Below are 20,429 nucleotides of genomic sequence, written 5' to 3' on the forward strand. Positions count from 1 at the left end.
GAGCAAAAATAATGGATTATATGAAAATGGCTGTAGACGCAACAATTGAAGGAATGGATAAAAGGTATGGAGGACCTTTTGGGGCAACCATTGTTAGAGGTGATGAGGTTGTTGCGGCAGTAAGTAACACGATGATGAAGGACACAGATCCTTCAGCACATGCGGAAATGGTTGCAATAAGAGTAGCTTGTGAAAAGTTAGGCACAATGGATTTATCGGATTGCGTCATCTATGCAACTTGCGAGCCGTGCCCTATGTGCATGGGAGCAATCATTTGGTCGGGTGTGAAAGAAGTGCATTATTGCAGTACGAGAGATGATGCTAGTAAAAATGGATTTTCTGACATGCATTTAAGAGATTATTTGTCTGGTAAAGATGAAAGTGTAGTAAATATGATTAAAGTGGATGATCGAGAAGACTGTGATTACCTATGGGAGCATTTTCATAATTTAACGAAAGAAAAAACGAATATGTAAAACTATTTTTTAAGTAAAACCGGAGCTTTATTAATAGCACGGTTCTTTTTATTATACACAAATTTCCAATAAAACTATTGTACAACTTGACCAAAATAACTCTAATTTTTTGGTTTTAATAGACAGTGACTGCATAAAACCAACTGTATATAATTCGAATTGTAAGCGCTTTCTATTTTGATATTATACCAACAATAAAAGGGGGAGCAAGGAATGGCCGAAACTTTAAAGTATTGGAAAAAGGGTGACTGGGCCGCTTATTTTGGGTTGCTCGCGAACAATTTAACAAATCTATTAACAATGGTCTCATTATTACTTTTCGTTGTAGGTTTTCCTACGGAGATTGTGTATGGAAGGATAGTCCCTGGATTTGGACTAGGTATCTTTTTAGCGAGTTGTTGTTACTTTATATTTGGTCGTATGCTTATAAAGGAAACAGGAAGGTTAGATGTAACGGCGTTACCATCAGGTCCTAGTGCTCCATCTATATTTACCGTTACCTTTTTAGTTATTCTACCTGTTTATAAGACGACGAATGATGCGAATTTTGCATTTTCCATAGCACTCGTTTGGTGTTTGTTTGAGGCAATGATCTTAATGCTAGGTGCCTTTCTAGGGGATACTTTAAGAAAGATAATTCCAAGGACAGTTCTTTTGTCTTGTTTATCTGGTCTTGGTTTATTACTACTCGCAATGAATCCAATGCTACAGTCGTTTGAAACACCAATCGTAGCTTTTGTCGTACTTGTTATTATATTTCTTAACTGGTTTGGAAAATCCCCTATATTTGCAAAGATTCCTACGGGGTTTTTATTGTTAGCAGCAGGAACTATATTAGCTTGGGTATTTGGATTACAAAGTCCCGAGGCAATTACTGTGGCTCTCCAAAATTTAGGTTTTAACCCTCCAGAAGTTCATATTACTAGTCTAATTTCAGGAATTCCTCATGCGCTACCATATTTAGCATCTGCTGTACCATTAGGCCTTGCAAATTATATTTTTGATTTGGAGAATATCGAAAGTGCGCATGCTGCCGGAGATTCATATAAAACACGCAGAGTAATGTTAGCAAATGGTATTTCTTCCTGTGTTGGAGCATTTGCAGGTAACCCATATCCGGTAACAGTATATATTGGGCATGCAGGTTGGAAATCTATGGGTGCTGGTTTAGGTTATACATTAGCAACTGGTACGTCCATGTTAATCATTTCCCTCTTCGGGATAGGTGCACTCTTATTGGCCATAATTCCTGTTGTCGCAATCGTCCCTATATTGGTCTACGTCGGTATTGTAACTGCCAATCAAGTTGTACGAGAGACTCCGAAAGTCGAGGTACCGGTCATATTTATTTGTTTGTTTCCATGGATTGCGAACTGGGCATTGTCACTCGCTAACAATGTACTTAGCGCAGCTGGTACTACAGGTCAAGCAGTTGGCGCTCAAGTTCTTGCAGCCAAAGGAGTATATTATAATGGACTAATTCATTTAGGTAATGGTGCTCCAATAAGTAGTTTAATGTGGGGATGTATAGCGATTTTTTCTATAAACAATCAACCGATTCGTGCCGCAATTGCTGCTGTAATTGCTTCTATCCTTTCATTGTTCGGAATCATTCATGCAGGTACAGTAGGGTTTGCCCAAGAGGCATCTATGCAATTTGTATATGCATATCTAATGGTAGCTTTGCTGTTTATCGTGAAATATTTAATGGATCGTGGAAGCAAGGTAGATGAGGTGTTAGTGAAGTAGATTAGTTAAAAATAACCTTTGCCTCTAGGGCAAAGGTTATTTACGTCTTGTCAACTAAATGAGTATGGAGGAATTCAAACATCTCTTTAAGTGCAAGTTGAACAGCTGGATTGTGAAAATCTTTTTCAAATACATGCTCTCCATTTGAAATTGTAATTAATCTTGTTCTAACATTTTCTTTTATTAATGCAGCTCTCATAAATACCGATTGTAAGTATGGGACATCTTTGTCATTTGTTCCATGTAAAAATAATGTTGGTGGATAGCTTTCTGTCACATGAAAAATAGGGCTATATCTTGATAGCTCTTCATTATTAGTTGGATAACAGCCGGTGATTTGATGAATCCATTCCCCTGTTTGTCTAGCGTATAAATATAATAGAAAGCGTTCTTCTACGGATGCTTCTGTCTTTACTTCATTAGTTATGAAATCTTTAATCATTTCTTTCGTTACCAAGTCTTTTTGAAGATAATAGCTATTTGGACAAATTGCCCACTCAGCACTAATATCTCCATAGCCATAAAAAGAAATGATTGCTAGTGGTTTGTTTTTAAAAGTTCCTGCATTAAGTGCGAGAAAGGCACCAGCCGAGCTTCCAACTAAGGCAATCTTTTTAGGGTTAATAGAAAACAGATTCGGTCCTTCGGATTGGATCCATTGAATTGCATCTTCTATATCTTCTAAAATCTCTGGTAGTTTTGTTTCAGGAGCTAGTCTATAATTAATAGAAAATAATCCATATCCATTACTCGTATATAGTTGAATCATTTCTTCACTAAGTTCTTCCTTCATTCCCCAAAGTAATCCACCACCATGAATATATATAACAACCGGGGCATTAGATTGGGTAGTTCTATAATAATCTGCTTCTAATGTAAAATGATTATCCTTTTTGTAAACGACTGTTTGTTTAAACAATTTTATTCACGTCCAATGTTTATATATAAGAAGTACAGTATATCATTTAAATTCCTTAACTCCATTGTATATTCTGCACAATATATTAAGAAGTATCTTGGTTTTATTCCACAATGACAGGAATAGTCAAACTGTATAAAATGAACATAGCAGTAACTGTTGGTTAATAACGAAAGGGGATTGTTGTATGGATAGTAAAATGAGATACGAGCTACTATTTAACAATATTAACCAATACAACACCGGGGATACGGGTATCACAAGAATTGCTTATACGAATGAAGAGCAAACTTGTACACACGCATTTATGCGTATGTGTATGGCGGAGCAGTTAGATATTAGAATGGATCCATGTGGAAATGTTATTGCAAGAAGGCAAGGTAAAATAGACGGACTTCCACCTGTCGTCATGGGTTCTCATTTGGATACTGTGTATCAAGGTGGAAAATATGATGGGGTAGTTGGAGTCACAGCTGCACTTGAAGTAATTAGACGGTTAAATGAAAAAAAAATTATAACCGATCATCCAATTGAGATAATTTCTTTTGCTTGTGAAGAATCTGCTCGTTTTGGTGTTTCGACAGTAGGCAGTAAAGCAATCGCTGGCCAATTTGATAAAGATAGATATCGAAATATAAAGGACAAAGATGGCATTACGATGGAAAAGGCATTTGCACTATGTGCGCTAGATTTTAATACAGTTGATCAAGCAAGCAGGAAAAACGAACAGTTTAAAGCATTTTTTGAGTTGCATATTGAGCAAGGACCAGTGCTAATAAATACTGGTAAGAAAATTGGTATTGTTACAGGGATAGCAGCACCTGTGCGACTTCATGTGAAAATAAAGGGAACTGCTTCGCATTCAGGAACTACACCTATGAGTATGAGAAAAGATGCCCTTCTTGGGGCATCTGAAATTTCGTTAGCCCTTGAAAAAGCCGCAAAAAGCGAAGAGGCATATGGTACTGTTGCAACGATCGGAGTAATGAATGTTCATAATGGCGCTATGAATGTAGTGCCCGGGGATGTGGAAATTAAAATTGACATACGGTCTACTTCCGTAGATTCAAGACAGAGAGTGCTTACTCATTTAGAGGAGACGATTAAAACAGTAAAACAAAATAGACAGTTGGATATTGAAAGCATTGAGATTAGTTCAGAAGACCCTGTGCTTCTATCAGAGGAAATAAATGATGTCCTGCGTAATATTTGTGAAGAGAAGAATTTCTCCAACCAAATAATGCAAAGTGGTGCTGGGCATGATGCAATGAACATGGCGAAGTTATGTCCGACAGGCCTAATCTTTATCCCATCTTTAGATGGACTTAGTCATCATCCGAATGAGTACACGCCTCTAGATGATATTATGGTTGGCATCGATTTGTTGGAAGAAGTGATTCTTCATTATTCTAAAAGTGAAAAATAACTGCCAAAGGAAATTAGATTTTCCTTGGCATTTTTTTTATTCCATTAGTCGCATCTTCCTCCAGTTTGATTGAATTATTATGATAGATAATTTATCCTATAGTATGAATTGGTTCGATAGGGGGGGTTCTATGAATTCGGAAAACCATAAAACCGGGGATAGAAGAATTAGAAGAACGAAAAGTATCTTTAAGACGCATTTTATCCGTTTAGTGAGAGAAAAAGGATATAAAAATGTAACAGTAACAGATATAGTGGACCGTGCAGATTATAATAGAAGTACTTTTTACTTGTATTTTAAAGATAAAGAGGATTTGGCTGAAGAATTAGTAACAGAAATATTAGATGAATTAAATAAAGCATTTCGACGTCCCTTTGAAGATACAATGATTGTGGATTATAAACATATTTTGCCTACATCGAATGCTTTTTTTCAACATATATATGAGCAAAAATATTTCTATGGTCTTTTAAAAATGGAGGATACAATCCCAGGGCTTCAAGAGAAATTTTTAAACAAATTTAAAGAAATATTTCATGCAATTACCTATATAAACAATGAAAACAAAGAAATAAATTTGGATCATTTTAATACGTATAAGATGTACGGATCTTATGGCGTAATATTAGAATGGATTGAGGGTGGTTGCCTAAAATCACCAGAAGAAATAGCGGATAATCTTTTAGAAATATTTAAGACAAAAGAAGTTTTGTTTAAGTTTAAATAAATATATATAAAGTACAAGGTGCATTTATCCAAGGAGGGATTATGCATTTTTTTATTGAACTAATAAATATGTGTGTTCTTTTGAAGGTCTTAATATGCGTAGAGGAGGGGGATAAATGGATAATTTCATACTGAGTACTGAAAGATTAGTATTGAGGAAAATGAATAGAGATGATATGGAGAGTCTATTGAAAATATTCGCAGACCAAGAAGCAATGAAATATTATCCATCCACGAAAAACGAAAAGCAGACGATTGATTGGATTGAATGGACAATAAATAATTATGCAAAGCACGGATTAGGACTCTGGGTAGTAGAGGAGAGAGTATCTAGGGAGTTTCTTGGACAATGTGGAATTGTTCCTCAAGAAATAGATGGAATAGTTGAAATGGAGATTGGTTATCTGTTTGTTAGACGTTTCTGGGGTAATGGATATGCCACTGAAGCTGCATTAGCTTGCAAAAATTATGGATTCGAACAAATGAGATTAAGGAAGATGGTTTCATTAATTGATGTAAATAATTATCCATCAACTAAAGTTGCTGAACGAATCGGTATGAAAGTAGAAAAGACTGTTCATAAATGGGGGAAAGATGTATTTGTTTACTCTGTATCCAATCATAAAGAAAACTAAGCTAGTTCCCTTTGTAATGTCCTAAAATACAAAACCAGCTATTCATTAAAGAATAGCTGGTTTTTAGTATTATCATTTTTTCTCTATTTGAGTTTCTTTCGCTTCTAACTTGTTATCATCTTTTTCTTCATCATTTATAATATCTCGAGTAGAAGTTTTAAATTCTTTTAATGTTTGTCCAACAGCTCTACCTAATTGAGGTAACTTCGACGGACCAAAGATGACAAGAGCTATAATCAAAACGAGTATTAAACCTGGTATCCCTATATTTGGCATGGAATTTCCTCCTTCTATAAATGGAATCCCTTTTAATATAACACACTTAGCAAGAAAAACGAGAAAGAGAGCCTCTCCAACCATTATGGTAAAGGATGTAACTTCTATCTGCAACAAAATCTATCCAGAAAAACGTTGACTAATTCTGATAGAGAATTGAATTTATTTTGCAGTATTTAATTGACCTCCACCGTTTTTCAAGAACTGAACAATTCCTTCCGAAGCACGATAAGTAAGCGCTGCTACTGTTGGAGTTGGGTTTGTAGGTCCAAAGTGAGGAAAAGCGGAAGCTCCGCAAACGAACAAGTTATCTACATCCCACATTTGTAAGTAGTTATTGACAGCAGAATTTTCAGGACTGTCACCCATAATGACACCTCCAGCATCATGTTGGAAAGTAAATCGTCCTCCGAAGTGCTCGGACATTGGAATTGTATCGATAATGTCAGCACCCATTTCTTTCACTAATTCTGCGCATTTTTCCACTAAAAATTCATTTCTTTTATGATCGTGCTCTGCGTAATCGAAAGTTACACGTATTAATGGATCCCCGTTGTCATCTTTGTAGGTTGGATCCAAATCGAGATAATGATTTTTATGAGGCAAGATTGCTCTTTGAGAAACGACCATTAAATTGCGGTAATAATAGTGTAAGGAATTCTTTTTGAACTCTTTCCCCCACATAGGCGTACCCATTGGAACTGGATTATTTGCAATAGGTTCGTTGCCCATTAAGTGCATTTCAATTTGTCCGCCATGGATGAAGTCTACATTGTTATGGTCAAAATTGTCTGCATTGAAGTCGTTATATGCAGATCCAAGTGAACCAGTACCGATGTAACTATTGAATTTCTTCTCTTCAAAATAACCAATTGCCCCAGTAATTGTATGGTGATCGGTATAGTTTTTACCGATTATACCCTCACCTGTTTTTGGGTTATACGGTTTTCCGATGCCAGACAACAATAATAATCGTACATTATTAAAAATATAGCTTGTTAAAACTACAACATCAGCTGGTTGTTCAAATTCTTCACCAGTTCGAGTGTCTTTGTATAAAACCCCAATTGCTTTTTTTCCGTCATATAAAACACGTGTTACTAAAGCATTTGTTCTAAGCTCAAAGTTACCAGTTTTTTTCGCAGTTGGAATCACAGTGACGATTGGGTCAGCTTTTGCTCCATATTCGCAACCGTAGTTACCGCAGAATGCACAATATTGACATGCATTTAATGTTTCTCCATCTGGATTTGTATAAGCTTCAGAAACGTTAGCTGTTGGTACTACAAATGGATGGTAGCCAAGCTTTTCTGCTGCTTCATGGAACATTTTCATTTGAGTTAATTTTTTTAATGGTGGTGTAGGGTAATCGATAGAACGTGGTCCCGCAAGTGGATCTACTTCGCCAGAAATACCAGCCATTTGTTCGAACTTTGAATAATATGGTTCAATTTCGTCATATGTTAGCCCCCAGTCTTGGATCGTTACCCCATCAGGAATTTTGCTTTCTCCATATTTCTCAATAGTTTTACTACGTATTTCAAAGTCGTACGGGAAGTAACGATACGTTTGCCCACCCCAGTGTGCACCACCACCGCCAGTACCAGTACCAACTACAAATGCATTTTCGTCACGAACTGGCTTAGCAACTTCATCTAATTTATTTCGAAAAGTAATCGTATCTTTCGTTAATTTTTGCATTAATTCTTTATGAATATTGTATTTTAGTTCATCGTGTCCATGTAAATAATCTTCGATTGTTCTTTCAACACCACGTTCTAAACCGACTACTTTGTAGCCAGCTTTTGTTAGTTCAGCAGCAATGATACCACCTGTCCAACCCATACCTGTTGTAACTACGTCAACTTTAGGTAATTTTGTAACCATCACAATAGCCTCCTAGTAATAACTAATTATTAATGTTGCTTGTGTCCACCTAAGCTAATAGGATCTATTAAAACAAATTCATCTTTATCCAAATAAGCTGTATAAGACATTTGTGCACCAGGAAATTCTTTCATTTTCCAACCAGCCATGTTTTTATTTCCACCATATAGAGGATCTGCAAAACAACCTTGTAAAGTAAGAGTTCTAAGTAAGCCGAAGAACGCAGCTGAGTTGACTAGATCCATTTCTACTTTTCCTGCTTCAAAGGATGTTAAAATAGCAATTTGTTGTTCTTCTGTTAAATCTTTAAAAACTGTTCCATCATGCTCTTTTTCTGAAACTTCATTTAGTTTTCGTACACCTTGTAACATAATCTCACTCTTATCTAGAGCGATTTCCCCTTCTTGAAAAGGACCTTTTCTATAATCGTCTGCATTACTTCCCCAAGGACTAGCTAATTGTTTATCGATAAAGAATGGTGCACCTAGTGAAATGGCACCTGGACCATGTTCATCTTCTGGGTAAATAATTTCGGTAGCAGCACTAAGTGCCTCAAAATCCTTTTGACGTACAAAAAACTGACGAGTTTCACTATAATCGACAGTTGCATGACTAGCTCCATCAACTGCTTTCGTTATATTCTCGGGTTTTCCTGCAACGAGGCTTCCAATAGCTCCTCCTAGTACAAGTCCACCGACTGTTAATCCAGAATTCTTTATGAATTTTCGTCTGGAAGAACGCTTATCTAAAATAGAACTTTTCTTTTCTTGTTCTGACATAATTTAATCCTCCTAATATAAATTGAGCTTATTAGTGTATAATTGCGTGCCAATTATAAACTAATGAAAATAAACCAGTACACACTAGTAAAGATGCAAGAAAGTATGTATACTTTTTCCCTGTCCAACAAAGGACAATGATGAATAGCCCAACCCCGAATCCTATTAATGCAAACCAAGGAAACTCGGTATGATAGAAATAAAGAAAAAGGGCAAAATCAGCTACTAAAAATAAAGCGAAGAACACTTGATTTAGTAGGGATAATTCTTCTCTGTTATATTGAGTCACATTACTTCTCCTTTACATATAAATCGAAACAATGAAAGTTTAACAATATTGTGACAAAGCAACAATCATTAAAATGATACATAATGACTACTCACTCGACATTATCGTTAGGACTGTTGTATAGAAAGTGAATTTAAAATATTCAAATAGATAATAAGAATTACATATAAAGTAAATATTATTTTTAGTCGTGAGACCTAAAAGGGTGCGATACTATTGTTTTGTGTTAGGACATGTTAAAAGATATACGTCTCGAGACGTATTTTCTTTCCTTCTCAAGCCCGTTTGGAAAAAATTGCGAATGATGGATGATTAGAATAGAAGATTCGGGGGCAAAATGTTTCCTGTGAACGGGGTGAGGGAAATGAAGAAGAACATTTACATTATGTTAAGTAATACGGGTACATTGTTTTCAAAGGCAATAGGTGTATATACAAGAAAAGAAATGAATCATACATCTATTGCTTTTGATGAAGAGCTATTTGAAATGTATAGCTTTGGTAGGAAAAATAAAAACAATCCTTTTAACGGAGGATTTGTTAAAGAGGAAGCTACAAATGGACTATTTAAGCATGCGACATGTGCGATTTATAAATGCCAGGTGACCACCCAAGAATATAATCGAATGCAAAATAAAATCCGTCAAATGGAACGACAAAAAGAGCTATATAAATATAATTTAATTGGATTATTTGGTGTGGCGATGCAACTAAAATTGGAACGAGAGCATGCCTTTTTCTGCTCACAATTTGTTGCAACTATTTTGAGTGAATGTGAATCTACAAAGTTACATGTTCCTCCTTGCTTAGTTCAACCACATCATTTTGAACAACTTTCCAGCTTAGAACTTATATATAAAGGAAAACTGCAAACGTATGTATCTAGCAAAAGAGGGATGGAAGAGTCACTACAAGTTAATGCATGGGATAAGTATGCGTTTTTCATGCAACATTAATCTTTAATGGGAATATTTACTTCAAAATCGGGAAAGTATATAGAAGTATGAAAATCTATATAACTTTAAGGAGGATGAAGTGTGGAAAAAGATCAATCTAACTTGGAAACGAATATTGAGGAAGAGGATACGCTAACGAATAGACAAGGGCATCCAATTACCAACAATCAAAACATTAGAACAGTAGGTAATAGAGGCCCAGCAACCCTTGAAAATTATGATTTCATTGAAAAGATAAGTCATTTTGATAGAGAGCGTATTCCAGAACGTGTCGTACATGCTCGCGGAGCTGGAGCCCATGGCTACTTTGAGGCTTACGGTAAAGTTGGTGAGGAAGAAATTTCAACATATACTCGTGCTAAGTTATTTCAAGAAAAAGGGAAACAAACGCCCGTTTTCGTTCGATTTTCATCCGTGATTCATGGCGGGCATTCTCCAGAAACATTACGAGATCCTCGTGGATTTGCTGTAAAATTCTACACAGAAGATGGTAACTGGGATTTGGTTGGAAATAATTTAAAAATTTTCTTTATTCGCGATGCGATGAAGTTTCCTGATATGATTCACGCCTTTAAGCCAGATCCAGTTACAAATATCCAAGATTCAGAGCGCTTCTTTGATTTTTGTGCCAGCTCACCGGAATCATTTCATATGGTAACGTTTGTTTATTCTCCATGGGGAATTCCTGCAAATTATCGTATGATGCAAGGCTCTGGGGTAAATACTTACAAATGGGTGAATAAGGAAGGTAAAGCAGTCCTTATTAAATACCATTGGGAGCCAAAGCAAGGAATTCGAAATTTGACTCAAAAAGAAGCTGAAGAGATTCAAGCAAAAAACTTTAATCACGCGACACAGGATTTATATGATGCGATTGAAAAAGGGGATTTTCCTGAGTGGGAGCTTCTCGTGCAAATAATGAGTGATGATGACCATCCTGAATTGGACTTTGATCCGCTGGATGATACAAAGCTTTGGCCAGAGGATCAATTTCCTTGGAAGGCTGTAGGGAAAATGGTCTTGAATAGAAATCCAGAAGACTATTTTAATGAAGTCGAGCAAGCGGCTTTTGGAACAGGTGTATTAGTAGATGGACTCGATTTTTCTGATGATAAAATGCTTCAAGGAAGAACTTTTTCTTATTCCGATACACAAAGACATCGTGTAGGAGCGAATTATTTACAATTACCAATCAATGCACCAAAAAAACGTGTAGCAACCAATCAAAGTGGAGGTCAAATGTCTTACAGACGGGACATAGGTACATTCCAAAATCCTCATATCAATTATGAGCCATCTATTTTAGATGGATTGCAAGAAGCAGAGCAAATTGGTGAAGAACATACACCGATGATTAAAGGAAATTTAGTACGTCAATCGATAGATCGTCAAAGCAACACGAAGCAAGCAGGAGAAACTTACCGTAGATTCGAGGAATGGGAAAGAGCAGAACTTATTTCCAATCTCGTGAATGATCTTGCTAGCTGTGATAAAAGAATACAAGAAAAAATGATTGCTCTTGCAGAAGAAGCCGATAAAGATTATGGTCATCATCTAAGAGAAGGTTTAAAGAAAGCACCAAAAGGTGGGTCAACCAACAAACCACTTGGCAATATTGATGGAGATGAAGCACCAGAAAAGGCAATTCAGAAGAGTAACGAAGCAGAGCCGTATTAATTAAGACAGCCTCCCTTTCTAAGAATTAGAAAGCGAGGCTTTTTTTAAGAATTTACAAATTGACTTTATAGGATTGAAATAGTATAAATACTATAAGTTTAATAGGTATTATTTTTATGAGAATTTTTTCAGAGATACTATACTAAATAAGGAGGAGCTAATACTATGTCAAAAATATATATTATCCATGAAAATGATGAGTGGACTGTTCATTTAACGAAACGATTAGAAGAATTGAATCTTCCTTATGAATCTTGGCATCTAGATAAAGGAATTGTAGATTTAACTTCGGAACCTCCACAAGGTGTATTTTACAATAGAATGAGTGCTTCTTCTCATACAAGAGGACATCGGTATGCACCTGAGTTGGCAGGGGGAGTGCTTGCTTGGCTAGAGTACCATGGACGACCTGTATTTAATGGAACAAAGGCATTAAACTTAGAGTTGAGTAAAATCAATCAGTACACTGCTCTTGAAGCAAGTGGCATTAAAACACCTAAAACGATTGCTGCAGTAGGAGCAGAACAAATTATTTTAGCTGCACAAAAACTTGGGAAAATGCCATTTATCACAAAGCATAATCGTGCTGGTAAAGGACTAGGTGTTCAACTATTTCAAACGATTGAAGCTTTAGAAGCGTATGTGAATGGTCCGTTGTTTGAAGAACCAGTGGATGGAATCACGCTAATTCAAGAGTATATCCAATCACCAGAATCCTATATTACAAGAGCAGAGTTTGTTGGCGGAAAATATGTATATGCTGTGAGAGTAGATACCTCGGAAGGATTTGAACTATGTCCCGCAGATTCTTGCCAAATTGGAGATGCATTCTGTCCTGTTGGAGAAGAACCAGCAATGAAGTTTGAGATTAAAGAGGATATAGGTGCTTCTTGGATTGAGCGATATGAATCATTTCTCCAAGTAAATAAAATTGATGTGGCAGGAATAGAATTTATACAAGATGCAAATGGCGAGGTTTATACGTACGATGTGAACACCAATACTAATTACAATGCAGACGCAGAAGCGAAGAAACAGAAATATGGAATGTTGGAACTTGCTAAGTTTTTAGGGAAAGCGTTAGAAAATACAAAAGTTAATGCTTAATGTTATATACGGACTACTTTCGTAAATTGGAAGTAGTCTTTTTTAATTGATCTTATATAACACGAAGTATCTCAGGAAATCTCGGGAGTATCTCAGAAAATCTCGGAGAATCTCAGGAGTGTCTCAGAAAATCTCGGGTGTATCTCAGAAAATCTCAAGAGTATCTCAGAAAATCTCAGAGTATCTCAGGAAACCTCAGAGAATCTCAGAAAATCTCGGAGTATGTCAGAAAATCTCGGAGTATCTCAGAAAATCTCGAAGTATCTCAGAAAATCTCAGAGTATCTCAGAAAATCGTGGAGTATCTCAGGAAACCCGGGAGTATCTCAAGAATCGCCTACTGTAATGAGCTTTTTCGTTTAAAGGACTTCTAAAGAGGAAACAGATAAGGTAGGAGGTTTTAACATGAAAAATTATGATGCAGTTATAATTGGATTTGGTAAAGGTGGAAAAACACTTGCTTCTGAGCTTGCAAAGCATGGGAAGAAGGTTGCGGTAATTGAAAAGTCTTCTAAAATGTATGGAGGCACATGCATTAACATTGCTTGTATCCCAACTAAATCACTCGTTCATTCAGCGGACAAAAGAAAAAATTCTGAAACACCGAAAGAACAGTTTTACAAAAATGCTATTGCTAAAAAAGATGAGTTAACTTCTTTATTACGAAATAAAAATTTTCAACTATTAGATGATCAAGAAAATATTACAGTGATAACAGGTGAAGCGATTTTCTTAAACGATGAAAAAATTCAAGTGAAGACTTCGGAGGAACAACTTGAAATAACAGCTGAGCAGTTCTTTATTAATACTGGTGCCACACCAATTATCCCAAAAATAGATGGACTAGAAAATGCAAATTTTATATATGATTCCACAACCCTTCAAGAGCGTGAGGAGCTTCCAGAAAAACTAATTATTATTGGAGGGGGCTATATTGGATTAGAATTTGCTGTCATGTATGCAAACTTCGGTTCTGAGGTAACGGTTATCGATGGGAATAAGGATTTTCTACCGAAGGAAGACCGTGACATAGCACAGGAAGCATTGAAAGTAATGCAGGAAAAAAATATTAAATTTATCTCTAATAGCAATGTAGAATCTGTAGAAAATCAGGATGATGGAGTAATTGTTACTTACAAAGAAAGTAACAAAAGCAATTCAGTGTTTGGAAATGCAATTTTACTTGCGACAGGAAGAAAGCCGAATACAGAAACATTAGGGCTTGAGAATACTACAATTAAAGTGAACGATCGTGGAGCAATCGTCGTGGATGATTCGCTTAAAACTACCGCAAATAATAGTTGGGCTTTAGGCGATGTAAATGGAGGACCACAATTTACATATATTTCGTTAGACGATTTTCGAATTGTAAAAAACGAGTTATTTGGTGACGGGTCCTACACGAAAAAAGAACGAAATAACATCCCTTATTCTGTTTTCATTGAACCTGTATTATCTCATGTAGGTCTTAATGAAAACATGGCAAAGGAAAAGGGGATAGACTATAAAGTTGTGAGTATGCCCGCAGCAGGAATACCAAGGGCTCGTATTGTTGAACAGACAAATGGATTGTTAAAGGCGCTTATCGATCCCGAAACAAACGAGATTTTAGGATGTACATTATTTTGTGAAGAGTCCAGTGAAATGATTAATATTGTAAAAGTAGCAATGGATGCAAAGCTTCCTTACACTTTTTTACGAGAAACGGTTTTTACACACCCAACTATGAGTGAATCGCTTAATGATTTGTTTTCGAAAGTGGAATAATGAGTATGCATTGACTCCCTATCTAACTTCTATAAAATAGAAGTATAAAGGGAGTGTTTTGAGATGGGTTTACTTGCTTTTGGTGCTATTTCATTAGTTATCTTATTAGGATTGTTTGTACTAGCAATTGCAATTTTTGTTTTATTAAGAATGTCGAAAAAGTAAAAAAGGGTGAACCACTTTATGATGGTTCACCCTTTAATAATAAATTGACAAGGAGAAAACGAGGATGAGGCATATTTGCATAATTGGTGGTACAGGAATGCTGGCGGAAGTTACAAAGTGGTATGCGGAAAACGACTGTATTGTTTCCGTGGTTGCGAGAAATGAAGAAAAACTAAATCGAATGAAATTTTCTTGTTCAAAGCCAGATAATATTAAAGAAATTTTAGTAGATTACTGTGATTCCAATACATTGCAAAAATTATTGAAAAATAACATCCACAAATACGGCCGATATACAGAGTTAGTAATTTGGCTGCATGAAGATGGATTAGCTTCACTTGAAACTATATATAGATTGTTAGATGACCAAAGTAGCATTTGGCACATAATAGGAAGTCAACGCGATGCACAACAATTTCGAACGCAATATCAACCATCCACAAAGATTGGTTATCATCTTATTCAATTAGGATTTCAAAGAGAAAATAATAGGAAAAGATGGTTAACGAATACTGAAATAGCGAATGGAGTTATCCAGTCGATTCAATCAGGACGTTCCTATAATTTAATTGGGGAGCTGTCGACTTAATAGGGTCGACAATTTTACATACTTACTAAGGTAACAGTATAATTGAAAATGGTTTATTATAGACAGAGTGACCTGGTCAATGGATCGGGTTTTTATTTTTGGAGGAAATAGGAATGAAATTAGTTTCTTGGAATGTGAATGGAATAAGAGCATGTGTGCAAAAAGGATTTTTAGATTATTTTTATGAAGTGAATGCGGATATTTTTTGTATACAGGAGACGAAGCTGCAGTTAGGACAAATTGATTTGCAGTTAGATGGATACGAACAGTATTGGAATTATGCAATGAAAAAAGGTTACTCGGGAACAGCGGTATTTACCAAAATTAAACCACTTTCCGTAAGATATGGAGTGGGGGATTTTGAGTCGGAGGATGAAGGTAGAATTATTACACTAGAGTTTGAGGACTTCTTCTTAATAAATGTCTATACTCCAAATGCGAAGCGCGATTTAACGAGACTGGCTTATCGTTTAGAGTGGGAAGACGAAATGCGAGCCTATTTGATACAACTGGATTCGCTAAAACCTGTCATCATGTGCGGGGATTTAAATGTAGCGCATGAGGATATAGATTTAAAAAATGCTAAATCTAATAGAGGAAATTCAGGTTTCACTTTAGAAGAACGTGGTAAAATGACGGATTTACTTGCCGAGGGCTTCTTAGATACTTTCCGTTATTTTTATCCGAATCAAGAAGGTGCTTATTCGTGGTGGTCATACATGAATAAAGTAAGAGAGCGTAATATTGGCTGGAGGATTGATTATTTTATTGCTTCTAAAAGATTGGAGCTAAGATTAAAGAGTGCATCCATCGATGCACACATACTTGGCAGTGATCACTGTCCTGTTCTTTTAGAAATTGACTAGCTTAGATGAGAAATATTCAATATATTACGAGAAAGGGTATAATACTTTAGCTAAATAGAGTACAATATTTTTAAATAAAATATTCTGGAGGTTCCTATAGATGAATGCTTTAGCCGTACAATTAAACGAGAAAATGCAAAAAGAAAATCCTGCAATTTATGAAATGTTATCTGACTTAGGGAAGAACTTATATTACCCAAAAGGTATTTTAAGTCAAAGTGCGGAAGCTGGAAAAAAAGCGCATCGCTTTAATGCAACAATCGGGATAGCTACGGAAAATGGAGAACCAATGCATTTTCGTCATATACAAGGGAAGCTAGATTATAACCCTAAAGATATATATCCTTATGCACCACCACAAGGTAAAGAGGCACTTCGTTCACTTTGGAAAGAAAAGCTACTAGTAGACAATCCATCTATGAAAGACAAATCTATTGGTACACCGATTGTGACGAGTGCTCTTACTCATGGTCTAAGTATTACAGCTGATTTGTTTATGGATGCTGGTGACGTACTTGTTACACCAGAACAGTATTGGGGAAACTATAATACCGTTTTTCAAATTAGAAGAGGTGGCAACGTAGAAACATTTCCATTGTTCAATGAGAATGGTGGGTTCCATGTGGAAGCTTTCCGTGAGACGGTTGCTAAACAAAAGGAAAAAGCAATTGTGCTATTGAACTTTCCAAATAATCCAACTGGCTATACACCTTCCATTGAGGATGCAAAAGCAATTGTTCAAGTATTAAAAGATGTTGCTGAAACAGGGACAAAATTAGTCGTTCTATTAGATGATGCATATTTTGGATTGTTCTATGAAGATTCGATTAAAGAATCACTATTTGGTTTATTAGCTGGAATTCATTCGAATATTTTACCAGTAAAAATTGATGGTGCAACAAAAGAAAATTATGTTTGGGGATTCCGTGTAGGATTTATTACGTATGCTGCTACTCCAGAAGTATTGGATGCGCTAGAACAAAAAACAAAAGGAATCATTCGAGGTACGGTTTCAAGTGGTTCTCATATTTCTCAAACGATTCTTTTGGAATCACTTCAATCAGAAGAATTTTTAAAAGAAAAAGAAGAGAAGTTCCAAATCATGCAAGGAAGAGCGGTTAAAACAAAACAAGTACTTGCGAACGAAAAGTTTGCACCTTATTGGACGTACTATCCATTTAACTCTGGCTACTTCATGTGCTTGAAATTAAACAATCTTGATGCTGAAACGTTAAGACTTCATTTGTTGGAACAGTATGGAGTAGGTGTCATTGCAAGTAATAAAACCGATATTCGTGTCGCATTTTCATGTGTAGAGGAATCAGATATCGAAGAATTATTTGATTTAATCTATGCGGGCTGCGAAGACCTAACTAAATAAGAAACGACATATATATAACTGCTCATGAGTTCAATCTCATGGGCAGTTTTTTTATTTGTAGTATGAAAGCGATAACATTTACCTTGAACTTGAAACATAAAATATTGAAGAGGATTTTAATAGAATAAGGGGGAAAGAGATGCGAAGCAGAGGGTTATCAGTATGGGCAAAAATCTTTATAGGTTCATTAATTGGTTTTGTAGTTTTATTAATGATATATCTAGTAGCAGCTTATGAGAACTTGGATAAAGAGAACGAAGAAGTTCCGTATGCCGGCATAACAGTAAAAGATGAACCAGAGAAAGATGAACCAGAGAAAGAAGAACCAGAGAAAGAAGAACCAGAGAAAGAAACCAAAGTTGCACCAAGTCCATCTAATCCAAATATAAAAGTGGATTATGCTTCCACAGAATGGACGACACATGGTGGCGACTACTTCAATAGACGCTATTCCACATTAAATCAGATAACTACTGAAAATATTGGTGATTTAAAACCAACTTGGGTAAGTAGTTTAGGTGGATCTGGTGCTGGAGGGAAATATTCAGGTGAAGCGACTCCATTAGTTGTGGATGGTGTGATGTATATAGCAACTGGGGCAAACGACGTTTTCGCTATAGACGCAAAAACGGGAGAACAAGTTTGGGTTTACAAGCCTGATATTCCACAAGAGATGGATACAGTTTGTTGTGGATGGACAACACGTGGAGTTGCAGTAGGAGATGGAAAAGTATATGTAGGATTATTAGATGCACGCCTTATCGCTCTTGACCAAAAAACAGGTGAATTACTATGGGAAACAAAAGTAGCGGAGTGGGAAGAAGGATACACAGTGACGAGTGCACCGCTTTACTATAACGGTAAAGTTTATACAGGTGTATCTGGCGGAGAATATGGTATACGTGGTCGTGTGATGGCATATGATGCTGATTTAGGTTTTGAAGTATGGCGTTTCTATACAATTCCAGGTCCAGGGGATATTGATGGGGATACGTGGCCTTCTGATAATGATGCTTGGCTAACTGGAGGAGGACCAGTATGGAATACACCAGCAGTAGATCCGGAGCTTGGTTATATTTATTTTGCAACTGGAAATACAGGGCCTGACTTAGATGGTAGTAGCCGTGAAGGGGATAACTTATACGCAAATTCTATCGTAGCAGTGAACGCAGAAAATGGAGATTATATATGGCATTTCCAAGAAGTACATCATGATATTTGGGATATGGATCCTACTAACCCAGTTATTTTATTTGATGTAGAAATGAATGGAGAAATGCGTAAAGGTCTTGGGCAAGCGGGTAAAACTGGTTGGGTATATTTATTAGACCGTCAAGATGGAACACCTTTAGTAGGGATTGAAGAAAAACCAGTTCCACAAGATGAACGTCAAAAAACAGCTGCCACTCAACCGTTTCCAGTCGGAGATGCATTTGTCCCACAAGGTGTAACGGAAGAAGATGTAAAAAACGATTTAGACCCAGCATTTACAGGTCAAATTGGAAGTATCTTCACTCCGTTTTGGGATGTGCCAATTACACTTAAACCTGGACCATTTGGTGGAGCGAACTGGCCACCATCCGCCTACAATCCTGATACCGAGTATTTTTATGTATTAGGTAATGACCACTACATGTCATTCGAAAGAAGTGAATTAAGTGAGTTTAAGGAAGGTGACGCGTATTTTGGTAGCGTTTTTGGACCTGTTCAAAATGCACCGACAAGAGGGACAGTTACTGCAATCGACGTAAAAACAAATAAAATAGCATGGCAACAAAAATGGGATGCTCTAGCCTATAGCGGTGTGTTAACAACTGCTGGAAATCTTGTGTTTGTAGGTCATAATGATGGTCGTTTAATCGCTTTTGACGCTAAAACTGGCGAACAAGTGTGGGAATATATGATGGATGCAGGTGCAAATGCGCCGTCTATTACGTATGAAATTGATGGGGAGCAATATATCACCATTTATGCCGCAGGAAACGCCCTTGCAGGTTCAAAACATGGGGATAAAATCTATACATTTAAATTAGGTGGAACTTTACCTGAAGGGCAAGTAATTGATGCATCCGTTAAAATTTCTGATTCGGCAAAAGTTGATACAACGGAAGGTGAAACAGTGAGTGCAAATCCTGATAAAGGAATATCTGTTTATGATGCCAACTGTTTAGCGTGTCATGGTAACCAAGGGGCAAATGGCCACAATGGTCCTAACCTACAAAATAGTAAAGTTGCAGAAAGTAAAGAGCAAGTCATAGAACGACTAACGAATGGTGGAGTATCCATGCCATCATTCAAGGATACATTGACTGCGGAAGAGATGGAAGCAGTTGCAGATTATGTGGTATCTGTAATTTCTCCGCAGGGCAACTGATGTAAAATGATAAAATTGTTCAGGAGTTTTCTCTCCTGAACTTTTTTATTTACTTTAACTTCTCTTCGACTTACTTAAAATCAGTCATAAAGTATAACTTAGATTGAAGATAAAACGCAGTTAGCTAAGTGGTTCTCGTTCATTATGTTGATTTTGTTTCATCATTTTCTATTACCTCAAGATTATTCTTCCTGAGTATATAGAGATAATAAGGTAGCATTTTATTGGTTTGGAGGAGCGTCCGCTCGACTTCTGCGGGAAAAGCGAGACAGACGAGACCCCACATGAAGCGCTAGGGAGGAAGGAAGGCTAAGGCCGCCTCTTCCTGAGGCAACGCCTTCATGACCAACATCGTGTTGGCCTGAGGAGGCTCGTCGCTCGCCCGCG

Annotated in this window: 18 protein-coding genes; 13 read left to right on the top strand and 5 right to left on the bottom strand. The window is 36.6% G+C overall.

Going from position 1 to position 20,429, the window contains the following annotated elements; translation table 11 throughout:
- Positions 1-11: 11 nt before the first annotated feature.
- Positions 12-476, top strand: a complete 465-nt coding sequence (locus tag AM499_RS20110; protein WP_053591863.1) for a nucleoside deaminase — start codon at positions 12-14, stop codon at positions 474-476.
- 213 nt (positions 477-689) lie between these two features.
- The gene (locus tag AM499_RS22135) at positions 690-2,225 is read left to right on the top strand and encodes a hypothetical protein (protein WP_053591864.1); all 1,536 of its coding nucleotides are present in this window, start codon (positions 690-692) and stop codon (positions 2,223-2,225) included.
- A gap of 40 nt (positions 2,226-2,265) precedes the next feature.
- On the opposite strand, the gene AM499_RS20120 is transcribed toward AM499_RS22135, so the two are convergent.
- The gene (locus AM499_RS20120) at positions 2,266-3,144 is read right to left on the bottom strand and encodes an alpha/beta hydrolase (RefSeq protein WP_053591865.1); all 879 of its coding nucleotides are present in this window, start codon (positions 3,142-3,144) and stop codon (positions 2,266-2,268) included.
- A 187-nt stretch (positions 3,145-3,331) separates the two neighbouring features.
- On the opposite strand from AM499_RS20120, the gene AM499_RS20125 reads away from it, so the two are divergent.
- The 3 genes from AM499_RS20125 to AM499_RS20135 all read left to right on the top strand — a co-directional run bounded on the left by AM499_RS20125 (position 3,332) and on the right by AM499_RS20135 (position 5,931).
- The gene (locus tag AM499_RS20125) at positions 3,332-4,570 is read left to right on the top strand and encodes a M20 family metallo-hydrolase (protein WP_053591866.1); all 1,239 of its coding nucleotides are present in this window, start codon (positions 3,332-3,334) and stop codon (positions 4,568-4,570) included.
- 130 nt (positions 4,571-4,700) lie between these two features.
- Positions 4,701-5,297 carry a TetR/AcrR family transcriptional regulator gene (locus tag AM499_RS20130; protein ID WP_053591867.1) on the top strand — a complete coding sequence of 199 codons (597 nt, stop codon included), beginning with the start codon at positions 4,701-4,703 and terminating at the stop codon, positions 5,295-5,297.
- A gap of 115 nt (positions 5,298-5,412) precedes the next feature.
- A complete protein-coding gene (locus AM499_RS20135; RefSeq protein ID WP_053591868.1) occupies positions 5,413-5,931 on the top strand; it encodes a GNAT family N-acetyltransferase in 519 nt (172 codons plus the stop codon).
- Between the two features lie 72 nt (positions 5,932-6,003).
- Here the strand turns inward: AM499_RS20135 and AM499_RS20140 are convergent, their stop codons facing one another.
- The 4 genes from AM499_RS20140 to AM499_RS20155 form a co-directional block, all read right to left on the bottom strand.
- Complete coding sequence (locus AM499_RS20140; protein WP_053591869.1) at positions 6,004-6,207, bottom strand: twin-arginine translocase TatA/TatE family subunit; 204 nt, start codon at positions 6,205-6,207, stop codon at positions 6,004-6,006.
- A 162-nt stretch (positions 6,208-6,369) separates the two neighbouring features.
- Positions 6,370-8,094 carry a GMC family oxidoreductase gene (locus AM499_RS20145; protein WP_053591870.1) on the bottom strand — a complete coding sequence of 575 codons (1,725 nt, stop codon included), beginning with the start codon at positions 8,092-8,094 and terminating at the stop codon, positions 6,370-6,372.
- 29 nt (positions 8,095-8,123) lie between these two features.
- Complete coding sequence (locus AM499_RS20150) at positions 8,124-8,873, bottom strand: gluconate 2-dehydrogenase subunit 3 family protein (RefSeq protein ID WP_053591871.1); 750 nt, start codon at positions 8,871-8,873, stop codon at positions 8,124-8,126.
- A 31-nt stretch (positions 8,874-8,904) separates the two neighbouring features.
- Positions 8,905-9,162 carry a hypothetical protein gene (locus AM499_RS20155; protein ID WP_053591872.1) on the bottom strand — a complete coding sequence of 86 codons (258 nt, stop codon included), beginning with the start codon at positions 9,160-9,162 and terminating at the stop codon, positions 8,905-8,907.
- 364 nt (positions 9,163-9,526) lie between these two features.
- Here AM499_RS20155 and AM499_RS20160 point away from each other — a divergent pair, with 364 nt between their 5' ends.
- The 8 genes from AM499_RS20160 to AM499_RS20195 all read left to right on the top strand — a co-directional run bounded on the left by AM499_RS20160 (position 9,527) and on the right by AM499_RS20195 (position 20,042).
- The gene (locus AM499_RS20160) at positions 9,527-10,117 is read left to right on the top strand and encodes a hypothetical protein (RefSeq protein WP_053592310.1); all 591 of its coding nucleotides are present in this window, start codon (positions 9,527-9,529) and stop codon (positions 10,115-10,117) included.
- 81 nt (positions 10,118-10,198) lie between these two features.
- Positions 10,199-11,794 (top strand): catalase, encoded by a 1,596-nt coding sequence (locus AM499_RS20165; protein WP_053591873.1) that lies wholly within the window; start codon positions 10,199-10,201, stop codon positions 11,792-11,794.
- 165 nt (positions 11,795-11,959) lie between these two features.
- A complete protein-coding gene (locus AM499_RS20170; protein WP_053591874.1) occupies positions 11,960-12,901 on the top strand; it encodes an ATP-grasp domain-containing protein in 942 nt (313 codons plus the stop codon).
- 404 nt (positions 12,902-13,305) lie between these two features.
- Positions 13,306-14,667: an FAD-containing oxidoreductase gene (locus AM499_RS20175; protein WP_053591875.1), complete on the top strand. Its 1,362-nt coding sequence runs from the start codon at positions 13,306-13,308 to the stop codon at positions 14,665-14,667.
- A 229-nt stretch (positions 14,668-14,896) separates the two neighbouring features.
- Positions 14,897-15,421 (top strand): Rossmann-fold NAD(P)-binding domain-containing protein, encoded by a 525-nt coding sequence (locus AM499_RS20180; RefSeq protein ID WP_053591876.1) that lies wholly within the window; start codon positions 14,897-14,899, stop codon positions 15,419-15,421.
- A gap of 113 nt (positions 15,422-15,534) precedes the next feature.
- Positions 15,535-16,287, top strand: a complete 753-nt coding sequence (locus tag AM499_RS20185) for an exodeoxyribonuclease III (RefSeq protein ID WP_053591877.1) — start codon at positions 15,535-15,537, stop codon at positions 16,285-16,287.
- A gap of 100 nt (positions 16,288-16,387) precedes the next feature.
- A complete protein-coding gene (locus AM499_RS20190) occupies positions 16,388-17,668 on the top strand; it encodes an aminotransferase class I/II-fold pyridoxal phosphate-dependent enzyme (RefSeq protein WP_053591878.1) in 1,281 nt (426 codons plus the stop codon).
- A 139-nt stretch (positions 17,669-17,807) separates the two neighbouring features.
- Positions 17,808-20,042 (top strand): outer membrane protein assembly factor BamB family protein, encoded by a 2,235-nt coding sequence (locus AM499_RS20195; RefSeq protein WP_082355325.1) that lies wholly within the window; start codon positions 17,808-17,810, stop codon positions 20,040-20,042.
- The last annotated feature ends 387 nt before the right edge of the window (positions 20,043-20,429 follow it).

The sequence above is a fragment of the Bacillus sp. FJAT-22090 genome (genome assembly GCF_001278755.1).
Classification (GTDB): Bacteria; Bacillota; Bacilli; order Bacillales_A; family Planococcaceae; genus Psychrobacillus.

Coding starts and splice junctions, on each gene's coding strand:
- AM499_RS20110 (WP_053591863.1), top strand. CDS start 12: ATGGATTATATGAAAATGGCTGTAGACGCAACAATTGAAGGAATGGAT.
- AM499_RS22135 (WP_053591864.1), top strand. CDS start 690: ATGGCCGAAACTTTAAAGTATTGGAAAAAGGGTGACTGGGCCGCTTAT.
- AM499_RS20125 (WP_053591866.1), top strand. CDS start 3,332: ATGGATAGTAAAATGAGATACGAGCTACTATTTAACAATATTAACCAA.
- AM499_RS20130 (WP_053591867.1), top strand. CDS start 4,701: ATGAATTCGGAAAACCATAAAACCGGGGATAGAAGAATTAGAAGAACG.
- AM499_RS20135 (WP_053591868.1), top strand. CDS start 5,413: ATGGATAATTTCATACTGAGTACTGAAAGATTAGTATTGAGGAAAATG.
- AM499_RS20140 (WP_053591869.1), bottom strand. CDS start 6,207: ATGCCAAATATAGGGATACCAGGTTTAATACTCGTTTTGATTATAGCT.
- AM499_RS20145 (WP_053591870.1), bottom strand. CDS start 8,094: ATGGTTACAAAATTACCTAAAGTTGACGTAGTTACAACAGGTATGGGT.
- AM499_RS20150 (WP_053591871.1), bottom strand. CDS start 8,873: ATGTCAGAACAAGAAAAGAAAAGTTCTATTTTAGATAAGCGTTCTTCC.
- AM499_RS20160 (WP_053592310.1), top strand. CDS start 9,527: ATGAAGAAGAACATTTACATTATGTTAAGTAATACGGGTACATTGTTT.
- AM499_RS20170 (WP_053591874.1), top strand. CDS start 11,960: ATGTCAAAAATATATATTATCCATGAAAATGATGAGTGGACTGTTCAT.
- AM499_RS20175 (WP_053591875.1), top strand. CDS start 13,306: ATGAAAAATTATGATGCAGTTATAATTGGATTTGGTAAAGGTGGAAAA.
- AM499_RS20180 (WP_053591876.1), top strand. CDS start 14,897: ATGAGGCATATTTGCATAATTGGTGGTACAGGAATGCTGGCGGAAGTT.
- AM499_RS20185 (WP_053591877.1), top strand. CDS start 15,535: ATGAAATTAGTTTCTTGGAATGTGAATGGAATAAGAGCATGTGTGCAA.
- AM499_RS20190 (WP_053591878.1), top strand. CDS start 16,388: ATGAATGCTTTAGCCGTACAATTAAACGAGAAAATGCAAAAAGAAAAT.
- AM499_RS20195 (WP_082355325.1), top strand. CDS start 17,808: ATGCGAAGCAGAGGGTTATCAGTATGGGCAAAAATCTTTATAGGTTCA.